Origin of the sequence: Streptomyces parvus (assembly GCF_014648875.1) — a bacterium.
GTDB lineage: Bacteria > Actinomycetota > Actinomycetes > Streptomycetales > Streptomycetaceae > Streptomyces > Streptomyces parvus.
This window is the reverse complement of record NZ_BMRY01000012.1, coordinates 17,253-34,668: the sequence shown is the minus strand read 5'-3', so window position 1 is coordinate 34,668 and position 17,416 is coordinate 17,253. Positions and strand designations below refer to the sequence as shown.

The following is a 17,416-nucleotide window of genomic DNA, read 5'->3' as shown; positions in this document are numbered from 1 at the left end:
GAGCTGAGGCCCGACCAGCCGGGCCACCGGCGTACGGCGTGGTCGTCGGCGTGAACATCGCGGTCCCCGGGCACGTACCTCTGACCGACGTGCCCGAGACGGGGACACCGACGAAGGGAATGCCGCGATGAGCGCAACGCAGGAGCACCGGAGCCTCCTCGGACGCCGCACGGTCGTCGCCGCGGTGGGAGCGGCCGGAGCGGCTGCCGCCCTCACCGCGTGCGGCGGCGGATCGGACGATGCGGGAGGCTCCGGCACGGTCGAGCAGCCCGGCAGCGGAGGCGAGAAGCAGGGCGGTGCGGTGCTCGCCGCCACGGCGGACATTCCGGAGGGCGGCGGAATGGTCTTCGCCGCGCAGAAAGTCGTGGTGACCCAGCCGAAACCGGGCGAGTTCAAGGCGTTCTCGTCGACGTGCACCCACCAGGGCTGTGCGGTCAAGGACGTCTCGGCCGGGACGATCACCTGCCCCTGCCACAACTCCACCTTCGACGCCGCCACGGGCAGCCCGACAGGCGGTCCCGCCACCCAGCCGCTGCCGGCCCGCGAGATCACCGTCGAGGGCGACTCGATCAGGCTGGCGTAGCCGCCGCCCCCGGTCTGCGGGGTCGCTTCCAGCCGCCGAGGACGGCGTCCGTGGTGGTGACGGTGGCGACCAGGGCGAGGGTGTTACGGACCATGGCGGGGGTGTATTCGGCGGGCACCCCCGCGATGGCGTCGGCCGGGACGACGGCCGTGTAGCCGAGGTTGACCGCGTCGAAGACGGCATTGGGGATGGCGATGTTGGCCGAGACGCCGGTGACGACGAGCGCGCGGCAGCCCAGGTTGCGCAGCAGCGGGTCGACGTCGGTGCCGGCCAGGGGCGAGAGTCCGTGCAGCCGGCGGACGACGAGATCCTCGTCGGCGACCTCGATGGGGGGTGCGACGCGGACGGCGGTGCTGCCGGTGTGCTGCTGGACGGGCAGCCGGGCGGCGGCCTGGAAGAGCCGGGCGTTGCGGTTGCCGCCGCGTCCGTCGGGCCGGCTCTCGGCGACCGCGTGCATCACCTGGACCCCGCTCTCGTGGGCGGCGGCGACGAGCCGGGCGATGTTGGCCAGCGCACCCGACGAGCGCGCGGCGGCGGCGAGTTCGGGCAGGGCACTGTCCGGGCCCACGACGCCCTGCTGGCACTCGACGGTCAGAAGAACGGTGGTGGCGGGGTCGAGCAGCGCGGTGAGCCGCTCGTGCGATTCCCTCGACGGCACGGGCACTCCTCTCCTGATCTCCGGGCGCGCGAGAGTAGCGGCCATTGCGTCGCGAAGGAAGAGCGTCCATGATTTCTGACACTCAGTCAGTATCGCGGACTTCCAGGAGAGGGCGGCCATGACCGACACCCAGCGACGAGGCCGCCGGATCATGATGACGCCCGAGGAGCGGGACGCCTATCTCGGCGAACGGCGCACCTGCCGGGTGGCGACGCTCGGCCCGGACGGCGCTCCGCACATCGGTGCGCTGTGGTTCGTCTGGGACGGCGGCTCGCTCTGGCTGTACTCCATCACGCGCAGCCTGCGCTGGTCCCAGCTGCGCAGGGACACCAGGATCGCCGTGGTCGTGGACGACGGCGAGGGGTACGAGGAGCTGCGCGGCGTGGAGCTCACCGGCCGGGCGGAGTTCGTCGGCGAGGCACCCCGGACCGGCGAACCCTGCCCCGAACTCGTGGAGCCGGAGCGGCTGTTCCCCGTGAAGTACTTCGGGATGACGGAGATGCCGCACGACGGGCGGCACGCCTGGCTGCGGCTCACCCCTGAGAAGATCACCTCCTGGGACTTCCGCAAGCTCGCCCACCTCACGTGAGCCCCGAAGAGCACCGGGACCGGGCCGGCGCCCGGGGCCGCTGCTCTTCGGGGCTCCCCTCGGAGGCTCAGCCGCCGTCGGCCGCCACGCCCGCGCCCGCCGCACACAGCGCCGCCACCGCCGCCCGGACCGAGGGGCGGCGGTCCGCGTCCGTGCGCCAGACCGCGTGGACGTGTCGCCGCATGGTCTGCCGCACGGGCACCAGGCGCACCCCGTCGGGTACCGGGCCGCGCCCCAGCCGCGGGGCCACACAGACACCGAACCCGGCGGCGATCAGGGCCAGTTGCGTATGGTGCTCACCGGCCAGATGGGCGATGCGGGGCTCGATGCCCCGGGAGCGCAGGGTGAACATCAACCAGTCGTAACAGAATTCGCCCTCGGGCCAGGACACCCACGGATCGTCCGCGAAGTCCTCCAGGTCCACCTCGTCGCGGTCCGCCAGCGGATGCCCGGCCGGCATGGCGATGTCCGGTGCGTCGTCGAGGAGTTCGGCCTTGGTCAGCCCACCGGGCACGGGCAGCCGCTTGTTGCTCCAGTCGAGCACGACCGCGATGTCGACGTCTCCGCGGAACACCGAACGCAAGCCCTGCTCGGGCTCCAACTCCCGTGTTCTGACGGCGAGATCGGGGTGGTCAGCGCGCAGTGAGGTGAGCATCGCGGGAAACAGCCCCCGGGCCGCGGTCGGGAAGGCGCAGATCCGCACCTCGCCGACGACCTCGCCCCGCTGGGCCTCGATGTCGGACTGGGCGAGCTCCACCTGCGACAGGATCCGCGCGGCATGGTCCGCGAGCAGCCGCCCGGCATCGGTGAGCCGGACACCGCGGCCGTTCTTGGCGAGCAGCCGCTGCCCCACCTCGCGCTCCAGCTTGGCCATCTGCTGCGAGACCGCCGACGTCGTGACGTGCAGCCCGTCGGCCGCCCCGCTCACCGAGCCGTGCCGGGCGAGGGCGTCCAGGGTGCGCAGCCGCTCCAGGTTCAACATGTAAGCGATGCTACGCGATCGACCGCAGAAACATTCGCTTGTTCTACGACGTCATCTTCGTCAGGGTGTACTTCATGAGCGCTCCCTGCGAGCCGAGGGCCACGGCCCCGGCATCAGCCCCACCCCCTCCCGTTCCACCCGCTCCGCCGGTGGCGTCGGCGACGGCATCGGCCCCGGCCGCCCGGCGACCGGCTCTCGACTGGCGGATCCGGTTCGCGGGGCTCTCGCTCATCTGGGGGTTCAGCTTTCTGCTGATCAAGGTCGGGACCGAGGGGTACGCCCCGTTCCAGGTCACCTTCGGCCGCCTGCTGGCCGGTACGGCGGTGCTGGTCGCCGCCATGGTGATGCGCCGGGAGCGGCTGCCGCGTTCGGCCCGCACCTGGGGGCACCTCACGGTCGCGGCGCTGCTCCTCAACGCGCTGCCGTTCTCGCTCTTCTCCTACGCGGAGCTGACGATCCCCTCGACCCTGGCCGGGATCTGCAACGCGACCTCGCCGCTGTGGGGCATGGTGCTCTCGGTGGTCGCCCTGTCGGAGGACCGCCCGACCCGCCGCCGGGTGGCCGGTCTGGGCGTCGGCTTCCTCGGCGTCCTCACGGTACTGGGCGCCTGGCAGGGCTTCTCCGGTCTCGACCTGCCGGGCACGGGCATGGCGCTGCTCGCCTCGTTCTGCTACCCGGTCGGCTGGATCTACGTCCGGCGCACCCTCGCCGGGACCGGCTCGTCGACGCTGGCGCTGACGGGCAGCCAGCTCGGCCTCGCCACGGCGCAACTGGCCGCGGTGACACCGCTGTTCACTTCCGCCCCCACCTCCTTCCCACTTCTGCCCACCCTCTCCGTCCTCGCCCTGGGGGCGCTGGGCACGGGCCTCGCGGTGCTGCTCCAGTACGGCCTGGTCCAGGAGGTCGGCCCGACGACGGCGCAGATGGTCACGTACTTCATCCCGGTGATCGCGACGGCGGCCGGCGTCGCGCTGCTCGGCGAACAGCTGAGCTGGAACACCCCGGTCGGGGCCCTGGTCGTCCTTGTCGGGGCGGCCCTCACCCAGAGCCGCCCGCGCCGAAGCGCCGCCGCGACCCCGGTGCCTCCTCCAGCCCCGGGTTCACCTTCGATCGAGCCCGCCGGACGTGACCCCCGCCTGCCTCAGCCGTAACCGACCGGCCTCGCCGGCCCGGCGGCGGCGGCCACCGCGTCCGCCAGGGGACCGATGTCCGCCGCGGTCAGCGGGGAGACGGTGAGCCGGACCGCCTGGGGCGTGTCCAGCCGGAAGCGGGCCCCCGGGGCCGCCGCCCAGCCCGCGTGGAGCAGCCGGGCGACCGCCCCGGTCTCGTCGCTCACGGGCACCCACACGTTCATCCCGCTGCGCCCCCGGGCGCTGACACCGCGCTCCTCCAGTGCCCGGATGAGCGCGTTCCGGCGATCACCGTAGGACCGCGCGACCGTACGGGTGTCGACGGCACCCGAGGTCCAGAGATGGAGCACGGCGCGCTGGAGCAGCCTGCTCACCCAGCCGGGCCCGAGCCGCTGCCGCCCCTCCACCCGGTCGACCGTGAGGGCGTCCCCGGCGAGCGTGGCGACCCGCAGATCCGGCCCGTACGCCTTGGCCGCCGAGCGGATGAACGCCCAGTGGGCCGTCGCCCCGGCCAGCGGATGCAGCGGCAGGTCGACGATGGCGTGCCCGTGGTCGTCCTCGATCAGCAGCACGTCCGGGTGGCGGGCGAGGACCGCGCGCAGTTCCCCGGCCCGGCGGGCGTCCAGCGACGCACCGGTCGGGTTCTGCGCCCGGCACGTGACGACGAGGGCCCGCGCCCCGGACCCCAGCGCCCGCTCCACATCCACGGCCAGCGGCCCGGAGTCGTCCACGCCGACCGGTACGGCACGGAGCCCGAGCGCCGGCACGAGATCGAGCACGCTGCCCCAGCCGGGGTCCTCCACGGCCACCGTGTCGCCCGGCCTGAGGTGCGCCGCGAGAACCCGCTCGATCGCGTCCAGCGCGCCGGACGCGACGGCGACCGGCCCGGCGGGTACCCCGTCGGCATCCAGGGCGGCGCGGACGTACGCGGCGAACTCCGCGACCACCGGGGGCTGCCCGTACAGACCGTGGCACTCCGCATCGGCGGCCGCGGCCGCGGCGAGCGCCGGCCCGAGGTCGGGCAGCAGTTCCGGATCGGGATTGCCCTCACCGAGGTCCCGGACTCCCGGCGGCGCCTCGATCCGCAGGGATCCGCGCGAGGTACTGGCCGGGGCGTGGCGCACCCGGCTGCCCCGACGGCCCGCCGTCTCGATCACCCCGCGTTCGCGCAGCGTCCGGTAGGCGGCCGCCACGGTGTTGGGATTGACCTCCAGACGTGCGGCCAACTCCCGCATGGGGGGCAGCACATGGCCCGGCGGGAGGTCTCCGGAGCCGACCCCGCGCTCGACGCTGGCGGCAATCTCCGATGCACGCCGCCCACTGATCCGATACTCTCCTAGCACAAACAACATTATGCACTATTGCAATGGAGATCGCCAATGCAGCGCACCGCAACGCCCGAAGGCACGGCTTCCGACGCCCCGGACTCCGGCGTCGCCGCCCCCTACGCGCCCACCGACCGCACGGTCCCCACCCGGGCCAGGGAGCGCGCCTCCTACGACCGGGAGCTGGTCCACTCGATCCTCGACGAGGCCTACCTCTGCCATCTGGGCTTCGTGCGCGATGGCGCCCCGGTCGTCCTGCCGACCCTGTTCGGCCGGACAGGTGAGCGGTTGTACGTCCACGGCTCGACGGGCTCGCGACCGCTGCGGGCGGCGAAGGGCACGGATCCGGGGCTGCCGGTCTGCCTGACGGTCACCCATGTCGACGCCCTGGTGCTGGCCCGGTCCGCCTTCCACCACTCGATGAACTACCGCTCGGTGGTGGTGCACGGCACTGCCGTGACGGTGACGGACCCCGAGGAGCTGCGGCTCGCCCTGGACGCGATCGTGGACCAGGTGGTGCCCGGCCGCTCCCAGGACTCCCGGCCCGCCAACGGCAAGGAGCTGGCCGCGACCGCGGTGATCCGGCTGGACCTGAACGAGGTGTCCGCGAAGGTCCGTACCGGCGGCCCCAACGACGAGCCCGAGGACGCCACCCTTCCGCACTGGACCGGCATCGTCCCGCTCACCCGGGGCTACGCTCCGCCGGTCGCGGCGGACGACCTGGACCCGGCCATCGGCGTACCGGACTACCTGTCAGCGCTCTGACGGAGGCGGAGGCCGGCCACCACAAGGGCGCGCGGCCTCCACCGATGTCCATCAGGGTCCGGCAGCCCCCGTCACACCGCCACGGGCTCCTTCCGCCGGGCGGCCGTCGCGCCGCGCGCCTCCGCGAGGGCCAGTCCGGCCACGGCGGCCAGGAGGAGCAGCGTGCCGAGGACCGTGGCCGCCGTCAGCCGCTCCCGGAGGACGGTCACCGCGATGACGGCCGCGCTCACCGGTTCCAGAAGCATGATCACGGAGACGATGGCCGCCCGGACGGCGGCGGCCCCGGCGAAGTACAGCGCGTAGGCGAGGGCGGTGGGGACCGCCGCCACATAGACGATCAGCCACAGCACCTGCCCGGTCTCGGCGGTGTGCGGCACCAGCCCCTCGGTCAGGGCCATGGGCAGCAGGCCGACCGCTCCGATGCCGAACGCCCAGGCGCTGGTGGTCAGCGCGTCACCGCCGCCACCGTCCCGCCCGAGCCACCGGGTGAGCAGGGTGATCGCGGCGTACCCGGAGGCGGACAGCAGCGCGAGGAGCACCCCGGCCGGTACGACGTCGCCGCCCTCGCCGCCCAGGACCAGCACGGCGAGCCCGGTCAGCGCCCCGGTCACGGCGGCCAGACCGCCCCGGCCGAGGCGCTCGCCCAGCAGCAGGCGCGCCCCGACGGCGATCAGGACGGGCCCGGCGCCGAGCGTCACGACGGTGCCGACGGCGAGGCCGGTGACCTCGACCGCGGCGAAGTACGCGCTCTGGAACACGGTGAGCCCGACGCCGGTGCCGAGGATGCGCAGCAGCCGGCGACGCCGGGGTTCGGGCTCCCGGGGCGCACGGCGGGGGCGCAGCGCGAGCGCCCCGGCGAGCAGGACGAGACCGCCCGCGCAGCGCCAGAAGGACAGGGCGAGGGGGCCGAGGTCGCTGACCCGGAAGATCAGCGACGCGGCCGCGCCGGCGGTGCCCCAGGCGACTCCGGCGACGACGAGATACAGCAGGCTCCGCCCGACGGGCAGGGCGGATGCGGCAGGCAAGGACATATGACTTCTCCAGCGGAAGACGAAGGCGGGGTGACGGGTCGCTCGGCTCCGCACGCGGGCAGCGACGAACCGCTCGGGGACTGCCCGAGCCCGGTCTTCGTCAGGAGTGGCCGCGCGCGCTAGGCGGCAGGCGGCGGCAGCACAGTCAGATGCATGGTGGGCACACTAGTGCGGGGCCCGGCCGTGGGACAACTCGCCCTCGACCGGCCCGGCCACCGCCCCGGTGCCGGCCCCGGCGGCCACCGGACCCGAGGGAGGCTTCGGGGCGGCGGACTGGGCGATGAACGCACCGGTCAGCACAACGAATCCGCCAATGAGCTGCGGCGCTGAGAGATGCTCGCCGAGGAGCACCCAGGCCAGCCCGGTCGCGATGACCGCTTCGAGGCAGGCGACGACCCCGGCCACCTGCGGCGAGAGCATCCGGACCGAGACGACCCCGGTGACGTACGCGAGCACGGTGGCGAGCAGCACGATCCAGCCGAGCAGCAGCCAGGCGGGGACCTCGTTGCCGTTCATGCCCGCACTGCCGCCGAGCAGCGCCCAGTCCATGCCCCAGGGACGGGAGACGACCGTGAGGACGGCCGCGCCGACGATCAGTCCGTACGCGATGACACCGACGGGGTTCGGCGGTTCGGTGCCGTCCCCGGAACCGCCGTCCTGCCCGCCGTGGTCGGACAGGACGAAGTACCCCACCTGGCAGCAGGCGGCACCGAGGGCGAGCAGCAGTCCGAGGAGATCGAAGCCGAGCCCGGCCCAGACCTCGACGACACACGCGAGTCCGCCGACGGCCAGCACCACCCCGACAGCGGCGGCCCGGGTGACGGGCCTGCGCTGCACGAAGCGGACCCAGCCGAGGACGAGCGCGGGTGCGAGATATTCGACCAGGAGCGCCACTCCGACCGGGATGCGGGAGATCGAGGCGAAGTAGAACGCCTGGACCCCGGCGACCGCGAAGAGGCCGAACCCGGCGAGCAGGGCGGGACGTTCGCGTACGAGGTTCCGGTGGCGCCAGGCGACCGGCAGCATGATGACGGCGGCGCCCGCGACACGCAGCCAGACCACGTGCAGCGGGTCGAGCCCCGCCTCGATCAGCGGCTTGGCCGCCACCCCGGAACCGCCGAACGCAAAGGCCGAGAGCAGGGCGAGCCCCAGCCCGGCGCTTCTGCCCTGAAACCTCGAAGACGCGTGCATCGGCACATCATGGCAGCAGTCGACAGCACCGTCACCCTCGTGACACCTGTCGAGACGACGCCCCTGCGGGCGAGCGCCACGGGATGACGGCCGACCCGTTGTCCCACCTCGCCCGAGGACACCTTCGCGGGCGAGCCACGGCGCCTCAGCCGCGCCGCGCCCCCTCGGCCGCGAGCACCGTCGCGCGGTCGGCCAGCCACCGCGCGTCCACGCCCCCGCGGGTGAGCACCTCCACCGCGCGCGACTCGGCGTCGGCGGCCAGCGCGGCGAGCAGGTCGAGACCGCGGGCCCGGTCCTCGCCACGCGACGCCGCGCGGTACAGCGCGTCGTCCATCGCGGCCAGCGCCGAGGGCGACCAGCCGTCGGCGGCCGGGTCGCGCACCACGGGAACGGCCCCGGAGTCCTCGACGGAGCCCTGCCATCGGAGCCCGTAACCGATGCTGCGCTGAACGAGATAGCCGAGCACCCTGGCGAGCTGCGGTCCGCCGTCGAAGGCCTCACGGACATCGGGGTCCGTCTCGATCAGCGAGTGAAGAAGATGGGCGGTGTCGATCTGGCGGTCCCCGTCCCGCAGCGCACGCCTGCGCGCACCGGTCAGCACCGCCGCCTGTTCGTCGGTGAAGCGGGCATCGGGTCCGGGGTGGTTCGGTGCGGGCTGCTCAGGTATCCGCGGCGTCCGGTTTTGCACACCTCTACCCCATCAGTCCCGAAGCCGGAAGGCATCGCCGGGACGACCCATTGGGCATCCCACCGAAGTTGGGGACAGTGGCACGGTCCGTCATCCTTGCGGATGAGATCGTGCCGGGGGAGGCAACCATCGGGCTCCCGGGGCGCGCGCCGCCTTGCATCGCACGCCCCCGCGGCAACCGCGGCCCCCCGCGCGCACGTCCCTCACGCCACAACGCACACAGCAGGGACGGGAGGGGAGGAACGGGTGTTCTGGATGGTCGCCCTGCTCGCCCAGGACGGGCTGCAGTACGTCTACCGCGTGTACGCACCCGGCGACGCCCTGCCCGCCGATCTCTTCTGGACGGCGTTCCACTGCCACGACGACGGACCCCACCCCCGCGCGTCGGACCGCTTCGACGCCGCGGTGATCTGGCGGCACCGGCAACCCCAGCAGATCTGATGATTCATCAGTATTGAATGTTGGCGCACCCCCCGCTACGTTCCGCGACACCGATACCGGACGAACCAGGGGTGGTCGCATGGCCGAAGTCAGCGCCGAGGCACGCATCGAGGCACCCGCCGAGAAGGTCTGGGACCGCCTGACGGACTTCTCGTCGTACGGGGAGTGGAACGCCACCCACACCGGCTTCCCCGGGGGCGGCCCGGCCGAGCTGAAGGCCGGGGCCACCTACGAGGAGAACATGAAGCTCATGGGCTTCCCGGCCGAGGTGACCTGGACGGTCGACGCCCTGGAGCAGGGCCGCCTGCTGGCGACCCGCGGCAAGGGCCCGATGGGGGTCAGCCTGGCCATGCGGTACGCCCTGACTCCGGAGGGCGACGCCACAACGGTGCGCATCGACGGGGAGTTCACCGGCGCGGCGGTCTCACTGATGGGCGGCAAGCTCACGGACTCCGCGACGGCGGCGCTCCAGGAGTCGCTGCGAAAGCTCGGCGGGCTCGTCACTCCCTGACCCACTCCCGCACCGATCTCCTGGATCATCTCGTAACCGTGCATCGGGCGGTCCTTCAGCAGAGCCGGCATCGACGCCCGCACGTCACCACGCCGCGGACGGCGACGATCACTCCGCTCGGCGGGTCTGTAGTGTGCGGCGATGACACGAAGCGAGCAGCTCGCGGACCAGTTGGACTGGTACTGGCACAAGAACCTGCGGCCACGGCTGGACGGCCTCACCGACGAGGAGTACTTCTGGGAGCCGGTGCGTGACTGCTGGAGCATCCGGCCACGTGGTACGTCGGCCGCACCGATGCCGGCAGGCTCGGGGGAATGGACGATGGACTCCGCGCCCCCCGACCTGGTGCCGACGCCCGCGCCGGTGACCACGATCGCCTGGCGGCTGGCGCACATCATCGTCTCGTGCCTGGGCTATCGGGTCGGATGGTATTTCGGCGGCCAGGACGTCGACTCCCGGACATTCGCCTACGCGGGGACCGCCGACGAGGCCCTGGAACAGTTCGATGAGATGTACGGGAGATGGAACACGGGGGTCCGCAAGCTCTCGGACGCCGACCTGGACGACCCGCCCGCGGTGGGTCCCGAGCGGTTTCCCATGGAGAACAGGGTCCTGCACGTCAACAGGGAGCTGATCCACCACGGCGCCGAGATCTCCCTGCTGCGCGACCTCTACCTCCGGCGGGACGGAGCCATGCCCCGCCGCACATGACGTCCGGCAACGGGCGATCGAGCTTCGGCGCCGGAAATCAAGGTCCGCCCGACGACCCCTGCGGCACAATCGCGGGATGATCGGCAGACGGATCACCTATCGCGTCGCGGACGGCGTCCGCATACCCGGAACCTGGCGGCACGCCTTCATCCGCAACGGCAGGTACTTCCTCACCGACCTCTTCATCTACGCCGACGGACTCATCGACTGCTGGGGCCTGGTCACGATCGAGGAGTTCGAGGAGAAGCTGCGGACCGGCTGGGTGGCCACCACCCTCCCGGACGGTGCGGAGGCATCCGCGCACCATCTGGCGAGCTGGAAGTTCGGCGAGCCGCGGAGCCGGCTCACCCCGGAACTGGTCATCGCCGAAGTCCGCGACACCATCGACCAGTTGAACGAACGGCCCGACTCGACCGGCCGCTGCCTGGCAGCCGTCGACGTCTTCCTCGCAGACCGGACCGAGGAGAACCGAGCCGCGGCGGAGGCCGCGTTCCTCGCCGTCCCGGCTTCCCGGCGCCGCTCGGCGCTGGGCGACATGGACAGCAAGGACTGGCCGCTGCGGGTTCTGGTGGCCGGGCTCGGGGGCCGGACCTACCTGCCGGGCGACCCTCCGGTCTCGCAGGAGAGTTACGACAGGGCCCTCGCGTACTTCGAGGAGCGCGCCCACTGGAGGCGGGAACACGACAAGCGCGTCCCGGCGGACGGACCGGCGACCCCGCACGCACCCCCGATCCACCTCTACCAGTCGTATCCGAACAAGCCGGTGGCCGACCCCGGCCACCGCGGACTGCGTAACGACTACCCCGCCCCCATCACCGTCGGGGAAGTCCTCCACCCCTCTGTCGCCCACGCCTACTGGGCCCTGTCGGTCGCGCAGCCGGAGGTCAGCAGCGCGATCACCGCGGCGGACACCGCTGCCGCGGCACGCCGGCTCGCGGCCGCGGCACCCCGCCGTGAGGGCTGGGAGCACCGCCGGGCCGCCGTCATGACCGGCCTGCTCCGCGCCAAGTACGACCAGCATTTCGAGCTGGCCGAGATCCTGTTGGCGACGGACGACGCCACCCTGATCTACGACGACATGGAGTCGGCCTTCTGGGGCGACAACGGCGGCCGCGGCCGCAACTGGGCCGGCCGTCTCCTCGAACTCGTCCGATCCGAACTGCACCTGCGGCGAAACGGAATCCCCGGACTGTGACCGGCCAGACCGGGCAGACCGGGGAAGACAGGCGGGACCGGCAGACCGGGCAGACCGGGCCTTCATGAGACGGCCCCGTGCACGCCCCTTCCCTCAGGGCGCGTCCCCGTAGCGGTCCACGATCGTGGCCGCCCGGTCGCGCAAGGCGCTGCGCAAGGACTGCGGAGCCAGGGCTTCCGCGTCCGTACCGAGCTGCCACAACGCCCATTCGGCGTGCCGGGCGTCCTGGAAAGTCACCTCCAGCCGCGACCAGCCGTCCGCTTCGGGGCCCTCCGCGCGGACGGCCCGCACGGTACGCAGCAGTTCTTCCCGTCGCAGCGGGCTCACCCGTACCAGCGCGGTGATGTGGTCGTCGGAGAGGAACCGCGCGGAACGTTCCCGCCAGATCCGGTCCAGGTCGACGCGGTCCGGCCGCTCCGCCGCCTCGGGCAGTTCCTCCGCCGCCAGCACGCGCGACAGGCGGTAGGTGCGGTCCTCGCCGGATCGCGTGGCCAGCAGATATCCCCGGTCCCGTACGGTCACCAGGCCGATCGGGTCCACCGTGCGCCACTGCGGTGCCCGGCCCGTGGCCGCGTAGTGGATACGCAGCTTGCGCCCGGCGAGCACGGCGCGGCGGACCGCCATCATGGTGGCGTCGGGCACCTCGTCGGTGACCGTGCGGCGGGAGAGCAGATCGGTCTCCGGATCGACGAGGAACCGCTGGGCCGCGTCGCCCGCGGCGGCCTGATGGCTCTCGGGCAGCGCGTCGACCACCTTCCGCATGGCCGAGGCGAGCGCCGCCCCGAGCCCGAACACCTGCTCCCCGCGCCCCGATCCGGCGGCCAGCAGGGCGAGGGCCTCGTCGTGGTTCAGCCCGGTGAGCTCGGTCCGGAACCCGGGCAGCAGCGCGAACCCCCCGTGCCGGCCGCGTTCGGCGTAGACCGGGACGCCGGCCGAGGACAGCGCCTCGATGTCGCGCAGCACCGTGCGGGTGGACACCTCCAGCTCGCGGGCCAGGGTGTCGGCGGTCAGCCGGCCGCGCTGACGCAACAGCAGGACCAGCGAGACCAGTCGGTCGGCACGCATGCGGGAACCCTAGCGAATACCTGACCGAGGGTGTCGTCATTGCTTGGGAGGCTCCCCTCGCGACGTACGCACGCGGACATGTGCGCACCCCCTCGATCGAACGGAGCTGAAGTGGCAGTGGAACGAACAGCCGTCAACCCGGTGACCTGGTCAGTCGACCTGGGCTTCAACCAGGGCGAGCTCGTCTCCGGACAGTCCCGGACCCTGTACATCGCCGGGCAGACCGCGACCGGCGAAGACGGCAAGCCCCGGCACGACGGCGACCTGGCGGCCCAGTTGGCGCTGAGCGTCGACAATCTGGAGGCCGTCCTGGGCGAGGCCGGCATGTCTCTCGCGAACCTCGTCCGGCTCAACGTCTACACGACCGACGTCGATCTGCTCTTCCAGCACTACGGCACGCTGGCGGGACGGCTGGGCGCGGCCGGGGTGGCCCCGGCCAGCACGATGCTCGGGGTGACCCGGCTCGCGCTCCCCGGGCTGATGGTCGAGCTGGAGGGCACCGCCGTCGCCTGACGCGGCCTCGCCGCCGGTCCGGCACGAACAGGGCCGGACCGGCGGACGCGACGCCTTCGCTCGTTCCCTGCGACTCCCGCGACTCCCTCGACTCCTGCGACTCCTGCGACTCCTGGGACCAGCCCACCGAAGGGCTCCCGCTTTGACGTGTGCCACAAGGCCACGCGCGGCCCGGACCGCCGTCGGCGCCTCCGTACGGACACCCCCCGGCCCGTCTGAACCGGTCCGTTCGACGGCGCAGGAGCCAGACACCGCGAATTGGCCTTGGCCGCTCCCCGCGCCGCCGCCCTACGGTCGGCACATGAGGATTCGCATCGTCGACGCGTTCACCGACCGCCCCTTCTCCGGCAACCCCGCCGGCGTGCTCCTGCTGGAGGGCGGCGCGTTCCCGGCCGCCGAACGCCTTCAGGAGATCGCCGCAGAGGTCAACCTCTCCGAGACGGCCTTCGCCCACCCGCTGCCGCCGGGCGGCACGGCCGACTGGGCGCTGCGCTGGTTCACCCCGGTCACCGAGGTCGACATGTGCGGGCACGCGACGCTCGCCACCGCCCACGTCCTGCACACCGCGGGCCTGGCCACGGGCCCGGTGCGCTTCACCGCGCGCTGCGGGATCCTCAGCGCGACCGCCCACCCGGACGGCTCCCTCACCCTGGACTTCCCGACCTCCCCGCTGTCCGAGGAGCCGGTGCCGTACGGACTCGCCGATGCCCTCGGGGCCGACCCCGTCTCGGTGCACGACACCGGCGAGCACATCGGCGACCTGCTCGTCGAGCTCCGCGACGAGGCGACCGTACGAGCGCTCGCCCCGGACTTCGCCGCCCTGGCGGCCCACTCCCGGCGCGGCGTGATCGCCACCGCCGCTGCCGAGGCCCCCACCGGGGGCTACGACTACGTCTCGCGCGGCTTCTTCCCCGGCGTCGGCATCGACGAGGACCCGGTCACCGGCAGCGCCCACACCGCGCTGGCCCCCTTCTGGTCGGCCCGCCTCGGCCGCGACGACCTCACCGGGCTCCAGGCGTCCGCCCGCTCGGGGCTGGTCCGCACCGCGCTGCGCGGTGAGCGCACCCTGCTGACCGGTGCCGCGGTCACGGTGATCGACGGCGAACTGCTCACCACCTTCTGACCCCCCGAAGCGCCCCCTACGGGGTTCCGGCCCCCGGAGCGGCTCCGGCCCCGGGGGCGTTCCCCTACGGCGTCGGCAGCCAGTCCACCCGGCCCGCGAGCAGCGCGTACCCGACGAACGCCCCGATGTCCAGGAGCGCGTGCGCGACGACCAGCGGGCCCACCCGGCCCCAGCGCCGGTAGAGCAGCACGAAGACGACGCCCATCACCACGTTGCCGATGAAGCCGCCGATCCCCTGGTACAGGTGGTAGGACCCGCGCAGTACGGAGCTGGCCACCAGGGCGGCCATCGGCGTCCAGCCCAACTGCCCGAGCCTGCGCAGCAGATACCCGACGACGATGACCTCCTCCACCACGGAGTTCTGGATCGCCGAGAGAATCAGTACGGGGAACTTCCACCAGACGTCGGGCAGGGACTCGGGAACGACCGTCAGGTTGAATCCGGTGGCACGGGCCACGAGGTAGAAGGCGAGGCCGGCGCTGCCGATGCCGGCCGCGACGAGGGTTCCCCGGCCGAGGTCGAACCAGGGCTTCGTACGGTCGAAGCCAATGGCCCGCAGGCCCGCCCCCTCCCGGATCAGCAGATGCGCGACCAGCGCGACCGGCACCAGAGCCGTTGCGATCCCGAACATTTGCCATGCCAGATCAAGCCATGGGCGGCCCGGAGCGTACGAGCCGTTGAGCGTCGCCGCCTGGTCCTTCAATCCTCCCGGTTTCGTCAGGGATCCGATGAAACTGATGAGGGCCGACAGTGCGCTGGCGCCCAGGGAGAGCGCCAGGACCAGCACCACCTCGGACCGCAGGATCCTTCGTGACACGGCCTCTTGGGGACAATATTCAGCCACGCGCCCGGCCTCCACCTGCACACCTGCCTTTTGTTCTGCAATCGCGTCTCATCCCACCGACCGTCCCGCCAGGGTCTCGAATACAGGTACGAAGATCATGCGCGACAGGCCGGGGGACGACCACCATCACTGATGGTCGGGTCCCCCTTTTCCTTGTTTGATCCTCAAGGAGGGGTACCACCGACATGGGACGTCATAGCTTGCCCGACAGCCACGCGGCGGAGGGACGCCGGGGCCACCCGAGCACCCGGCGCCGACGTCGTACGGTCGCCATCGCCACCCTGCTCGTCCTCGCCGTGGCGACGGGAACGGCTGTCGCGGCCAAGGGCGGCCTGTTGTCGTTCTCCGAGTCCTGCGAGGACTCCGCGGTGCACCTGTCCGTGGTCGCGTCCCCGGACATCGCCCCCGCCGTACGTTCCATAGCCGAGCAGGCCCGCGCCGACGAGGTGAAGGCCGACGGCCGCTGCCTCGCCGTGGAGGTGCTGGCCCGCGATGCGCACAAGGTCGCCGAAGCCCTCGCGGCAGGAGACGCGGAACCCGACTTCCAGGTCTGGCTGCCCGACTCCGATCTGTGGCTGGAGCGGGCCAAGGGGCTGGGCGAGGGCATCCCCGTCTCGCCGTCCGACTCGGTGGCCTCCTCCCCCGTGGCCCTCGCCATGGTGCCGTCCGCCTCACGGGCCCTGGGCTGGCCCCGTAAGGCGTACACCTGGGCCGAGTTGGTCGCCGGGGCGCTCGGTTCGAACCGGGTACGCCTCGGTGCCGCCGACCCGGCGCGCAGCGCCACCGGGCTGCTGGCGCTCGCCGGCATCGGCGCCTCGTCCGCACGGCAGGGCGGGGACAGCGACACCCGGGTCGCCCAGACCGCGAAGGTGCTCGCCGAGCGGATGTCGGACGGCGATGCACAGGTGCTGGAGACCCTGGCGCGGAGCACGTCCGGGGCCGAGGAGGGCAATCCGAAGCGCAACCAGGCGGTCCTGATCTCCGAACAGGCTGCCTTCGCCCACAACGCGGAGGCGACCGGCGCCGGCAAGCTGGACCTCTTCTACCCGGAGGACGGCACTCCGCTGCTGGACTACCCGTACACGCTGGTGAACGAGCCACGGCTGAGCACCGCGGAGTCCCGCGCGGCCCTGCGCTTCATGAACCTGCTGGGCGACCGGGAGGCTCGGGCCACGTTCGCCGAGCACGGGTTCCGGGCCGGTGACGGCAGTGCGGAGGACTCCCTCGTCGCGGCGGCCGGCGGCAGGAAGCCCCAGCCGTACGCGGAACCGGCCGCCGAGGCGCCCTCGGCCGAGGCGCTCCAGGAGACGCTGGGGATGTGGACGATCACCGTGCAGAGCGCCCGGCTGACCACGGTGGTCGACGCTTCGGGCTCCATGGCGACGCTCGTGCCGGGGCGGAACCAGTCCCGGATGGACGTCACCAAGGACTCGCTGATCCAGGCGCTGGACCAGTTCACGCCCGACGACGAGATCGGGCTGTGGGAGTTCGCCACCACGCTGGACGGCGAGAAGGACTTCCGGCGGCTCATGGAGACGAAGCGGCTCGGCGACCCGGCGGCGGGCGGCGGAACCCACCGCGAGAAACTCACAGCGGCGTTCGCGGGGCTCCAGCCGGTGCCCGGCGGCGCCACCGGGCTGTACGACACCACGCTGGCCTCGTACAAGGAGGCCAGGTCGACGTATGTGAAAGGGAAGTTCAACGCCCTGGTGATCCTCACCGACGGCTCCAACCAGGACACGAACGGCATCTCGCGGAGCGGCCTCATCACGGAGCTGAAGGCGCTCGTCGATCCGGAGCGCCCCGTCCCGGTCATCGCGATCGCGGTGGGCCCGGACGCGGACCGCGACGAGGTCGCCGAGATCGCCCGGGTCACCGGCGGCGACGGCTACGAGGTGAGCGACCCGGCGGAGATCCAGGCGGTGATCCTCCAGGCCATCATGGCGGCGGGTCAGAACGGACGCGCCGCCCAGGAGTGAGGGGCCCGAAGCGGCCACACCGCACCGGCGCTGCGGGCCCGGCCGCACCGCACCGGAACGAGGGTCCCGACCGACCGCACCGGAACGAGGTC

19 protein-coding genes and 1 pseudogene are annotated in these 17,416 nt (G+C 72.6%); 11 read left to right on the top strand and 9 right to left on the bottom strand.

Annotation, left to right across the window (positions count from 1 at the left end; genetic code table 11):
• Positions 1-127 precede the first annotated feature (127 nt).
• Positions 128-583, top strand: a complete 456-nt coding sequence (locus IE140_RS29865; RefSeq protein WP_032765797.1) for a Rieske (2Fe-2S) protein — start codon at positions 128-130, stop codon at positions 581-583.
• On the opposite strand, the gene IE140_RS29860 is transcribed toward IE140_RS29865, so the two are convergent.
• Positions 570-1,241 (bottom strand): cysteine hydrolase family protein, encoded by a 672-nt coding sequence (locus tag IE140_RS29860; RefSeq protein WP_150195548.1) that lies wholly within the window; start codon positions 1,239-1,241, stop codon positions 570-572. The two genes, IE140_RS29865 and IE140_RS29860, sit on opposite strands and share 14 nt — an antisense overlap.
• A 118-nt stretch (positions 1,242-1,359) precedes the next feature.
• Here IE140_RS29860 and IE140_RS29855 point away from each other — a divergent pair, with 118 nt between their 5' ends.
• Complete coding sequence (locus IE140_RS29855; RefSeq protein ID WP_093436106.1) at positions 1,360-1,830, top strand: pyridoxamine 5'-phosphate oxidase family protein; 471 nt, start codon at positions 1,360-1,362, stop codon at positions 1,828-1,830.
• Between the two features lie 67 nt (positions 1,831-1,897).
• Here the strand turns inward: IE140_RS29855 and IE140_RS29850 are convergent, their stop codons facing one another.
• A complete protein-coding gene (locus IE140_RS29850; RefSeq protein WP_093436104.1) occupies positions 1,898-2,812 on the bottom strand; it encodes a LysR family transcriptional regulator in 915 nt (304 codons plus the stop codon).
• 74 nt (positions 2,813-2,886) lie between these two features.
• On the opposite strand from IE140_RS29850, the gene IE140_RS29845 reads away from it, so the two are divergent.
• A complete protein-coding gene (locus tag IE140_RS29845; protein WP_189460859.1) occupies positions 2,887-3,963 on the top strand; it encodes a DMT family transporter in 1,077 nt (358 codons plus the stop codon).
• On the opposite strand, the gene IE140_RS29840 is transcribed toward IE140_RS29845, so the two are convergent.
• Positions 3,954-5,285 (bottom strand): aminotransferase class I/II-fold pyridoxal phosphate-dependent enzyme, encoded by a 1,332-nt coding sequence (locus tag IE140_RS29840; protein WP_150195544.1) that lies wholly within the window; start codon positions 5,283-5,285, stop codon positions 3,954-3,956. The genes IE140_RS29845 and IE140_RS29840 overlap by 10 nt on opposite strands.
• A gap of 36 nt (positions 5,286-5,321) precedes the next feature.
• On the opposite strand from IE140_RS29840, the gene IE140_RS29835 reads away from it, so the two are divergent.
• Complete coding sequence (locus IE140_RS29835; RefSeq protein ID WP_093436099.1) at positions 5,322-6,032, top strand: pyridoxamine 5'-phosphate oxidase family protein; 711 nt, start codon at positions 5,322-5,324, stop codon at positions 6,030-6,032.
• Between the two features lie 71 nt (positions 6,033-6,103).
• Here the strand turns inward: IE140_RS29835 and IE140_RS29830 are convergent, their stop codons facing one another.
• The 3 genes from IE140_RS29830 to IE140_RS29820 all read right to left on the bottom strand — a co-directional run bounded on the left by IE140_RS29830 (position 6,104) and on the right by IE140_RS29820 (position 8,942).
• Positions 6,104-7,063: a DMT family transporter gene (locus IE140_RS29830; RefSeq protein ID WP_150195542.1), complete on the bottom strand. Its 960-nt coding sequence runs from the start codon at positions 7,061-7,063 to the stop codon at positions 6,104-6,106.
• Positions 7,064-7,228: 165 nt separating this feature from the next.
• Positions 7,229-8,254: an EamA family transporter gene (locus tag IE140_RS29825; protein ID WP_150195540.1), complete on the bottom strand. Its 1,026-nt coding sequence runs from the start codon at positions 8,252-8,254 to the stop codon at positions 7,229-7,231.
• 145 nt (positions 8,255-8,399) lie between these two features.
• Entirely contained in the window at positions 8,400-8,942 is a 543-nt protein-coding gene (locus IE140_RS29820) for a Clp protease N-terminal domain-containing protein (protein ID WP_006123050.1), read from the bottom strand.
• Between the two features lie 246 nt (positions 8,943-9,188).
• On the opposite strand from IE140_RS29820, the gene IE140_RS29815 reads away from it, so the two are divergent.
• Both IE140_RS29815 and IE140_RS29810 read left to right on the top strand, forming a co-directional pair.
• Positions 9,189-9,383 (top strand): hypothetical protein, encoded by a 195-nt coding sequence (locus tag IE140_RS29815; protein WP_093436091.1) that lies wholly within the window; start codon positions 9,189-9,191, stop codon positions 9,381-9,383.
• 79 nt (positions 9,384-9,462) lie between these two features.
• Positions 9,463-9,894 (top strand): type II toxin-antitoxin system Rv0910 family toxin, encoded by a 432-nt coding sequence (locus IE140_RS29810; protein WP_093436088.1) that lies wholly within the window; start codon positions 9,463-9,465, stop codon positions 9,892-9,894.
• Here the strand turns inward: IE140_RS29810 and IE140_RS36245 are convergent.
• A pseudogene (locus IE140_RS36245) lies at positions 9,894-10,001 on the bottom strand (PadR family transcriptional regulator); the annotation flags it as partial. The gene IE140_RS29810 and the pseudogene IE140_RS36245 overlap by 1 nt on opposite strands.
• Positions 10,002-10,035: 34 nt before the next feature.
• Here IE140_RS36245 and IE140_RS29805 point away from each other — a divergent pair.
• Both IE140_RS29805 and IE140_RS29800 read left to right on the top strand, forming a co-directional pair.
• Positions 10,036-10,605 (top strand): DinB family protein, encoded by a 570-nt coding sequence (locus tag IE140_RS29805; RefSeq protein WP_150195538.1) that lies wholly within the window; start codon positions 10,036-10,038, stop codon positions 10,603-10,605.
• A 76-nt stretch (positions 10,606-10,681) separates the two neighbouring features.
• Positions 10,682-11,800, top strand: a complete 1,119-nt coding sequence (locus IE140_RS29800; RefSeq protein WP_150195536.1) for an NADAR family protein — start codon at positions 10,682-10,684, stop codon at positions 11,798-11,800.
• A gap of 93 nt (positions 11,801-11,893) precedes the next feature.
• On the opposite strand, the gene IE140_RS29795 is transcribed toward IE140_RS29800, so the two are convergent.
• A complete protein-coding gene (locus IE140_RS29795; RefSeq protein ID WP_093810608.1) occupies positions 11,894-12,865 on the bottom strand; it encodes a helix-turn-helix transcriptional regulator in 972 nt (323 codons plus the stop codon).
• 117 nt (positions 12,866-12,982) lie between these two features.
• On the opposite strand from IE140_RS29795, the gene IE140_RS29790 reads away from it, so the two are divergent.
• Positions 12,983-13,378, top strand: coding sequence for a RidA family protein (locus IE140_RS29790; protein ID WP_150195557.1), 396 nt, complete (start codon positions 12,983-12,985; stop codon positions 13,376-13,378).
• A 301-nt stretch (positions 13,379-13,679) separates the two neighbouring features.
• Complete coding sequence (locus IE140_RS29785) at positions 13,680-14,501, top strand: PhzF family phenazine biosynthesis protein (protein WP_150195534.1); 822 nt, start codon at positions 13,680-13,682, stop codon at positions 14,499-14,501.
• A 64-nt stretch (positions 14,502-14,565) separates the two neighbouring features.
• On the opposite strand, the gene IE140_RS29780 is transcribed toward IE140_RS29785, so the two are convergent.
• A complete protein-coding gene (locus IE140_RS29780) occupies positions 14,566-15,366 on the bottom strand; it encodes a CPBP family intramembrane glutamic endopeptidase (protein WP_150195532.1) in 801 nt (266 codons plus the stop codon).
• 164 nt (positions 15,367-15,530) lie between these two features.
• Here IE140_RS29780 and IE140_RS29775 point away from each other — a divergent pair, with 164 nt between their 5' ends.
• Complete coding sequence (locus IE140_RS29775) at positions 15,531-17,324, top strand: substrate-binding and VWA domain-containing protein (RefSeq protein WP_229826947.1); 1,794 nt, start codon at positions 15,531-15,533, stop codon at positions 17,322-17,324.
• Positions 17,325-17,416: the final 92 nt, after the last annotated feature.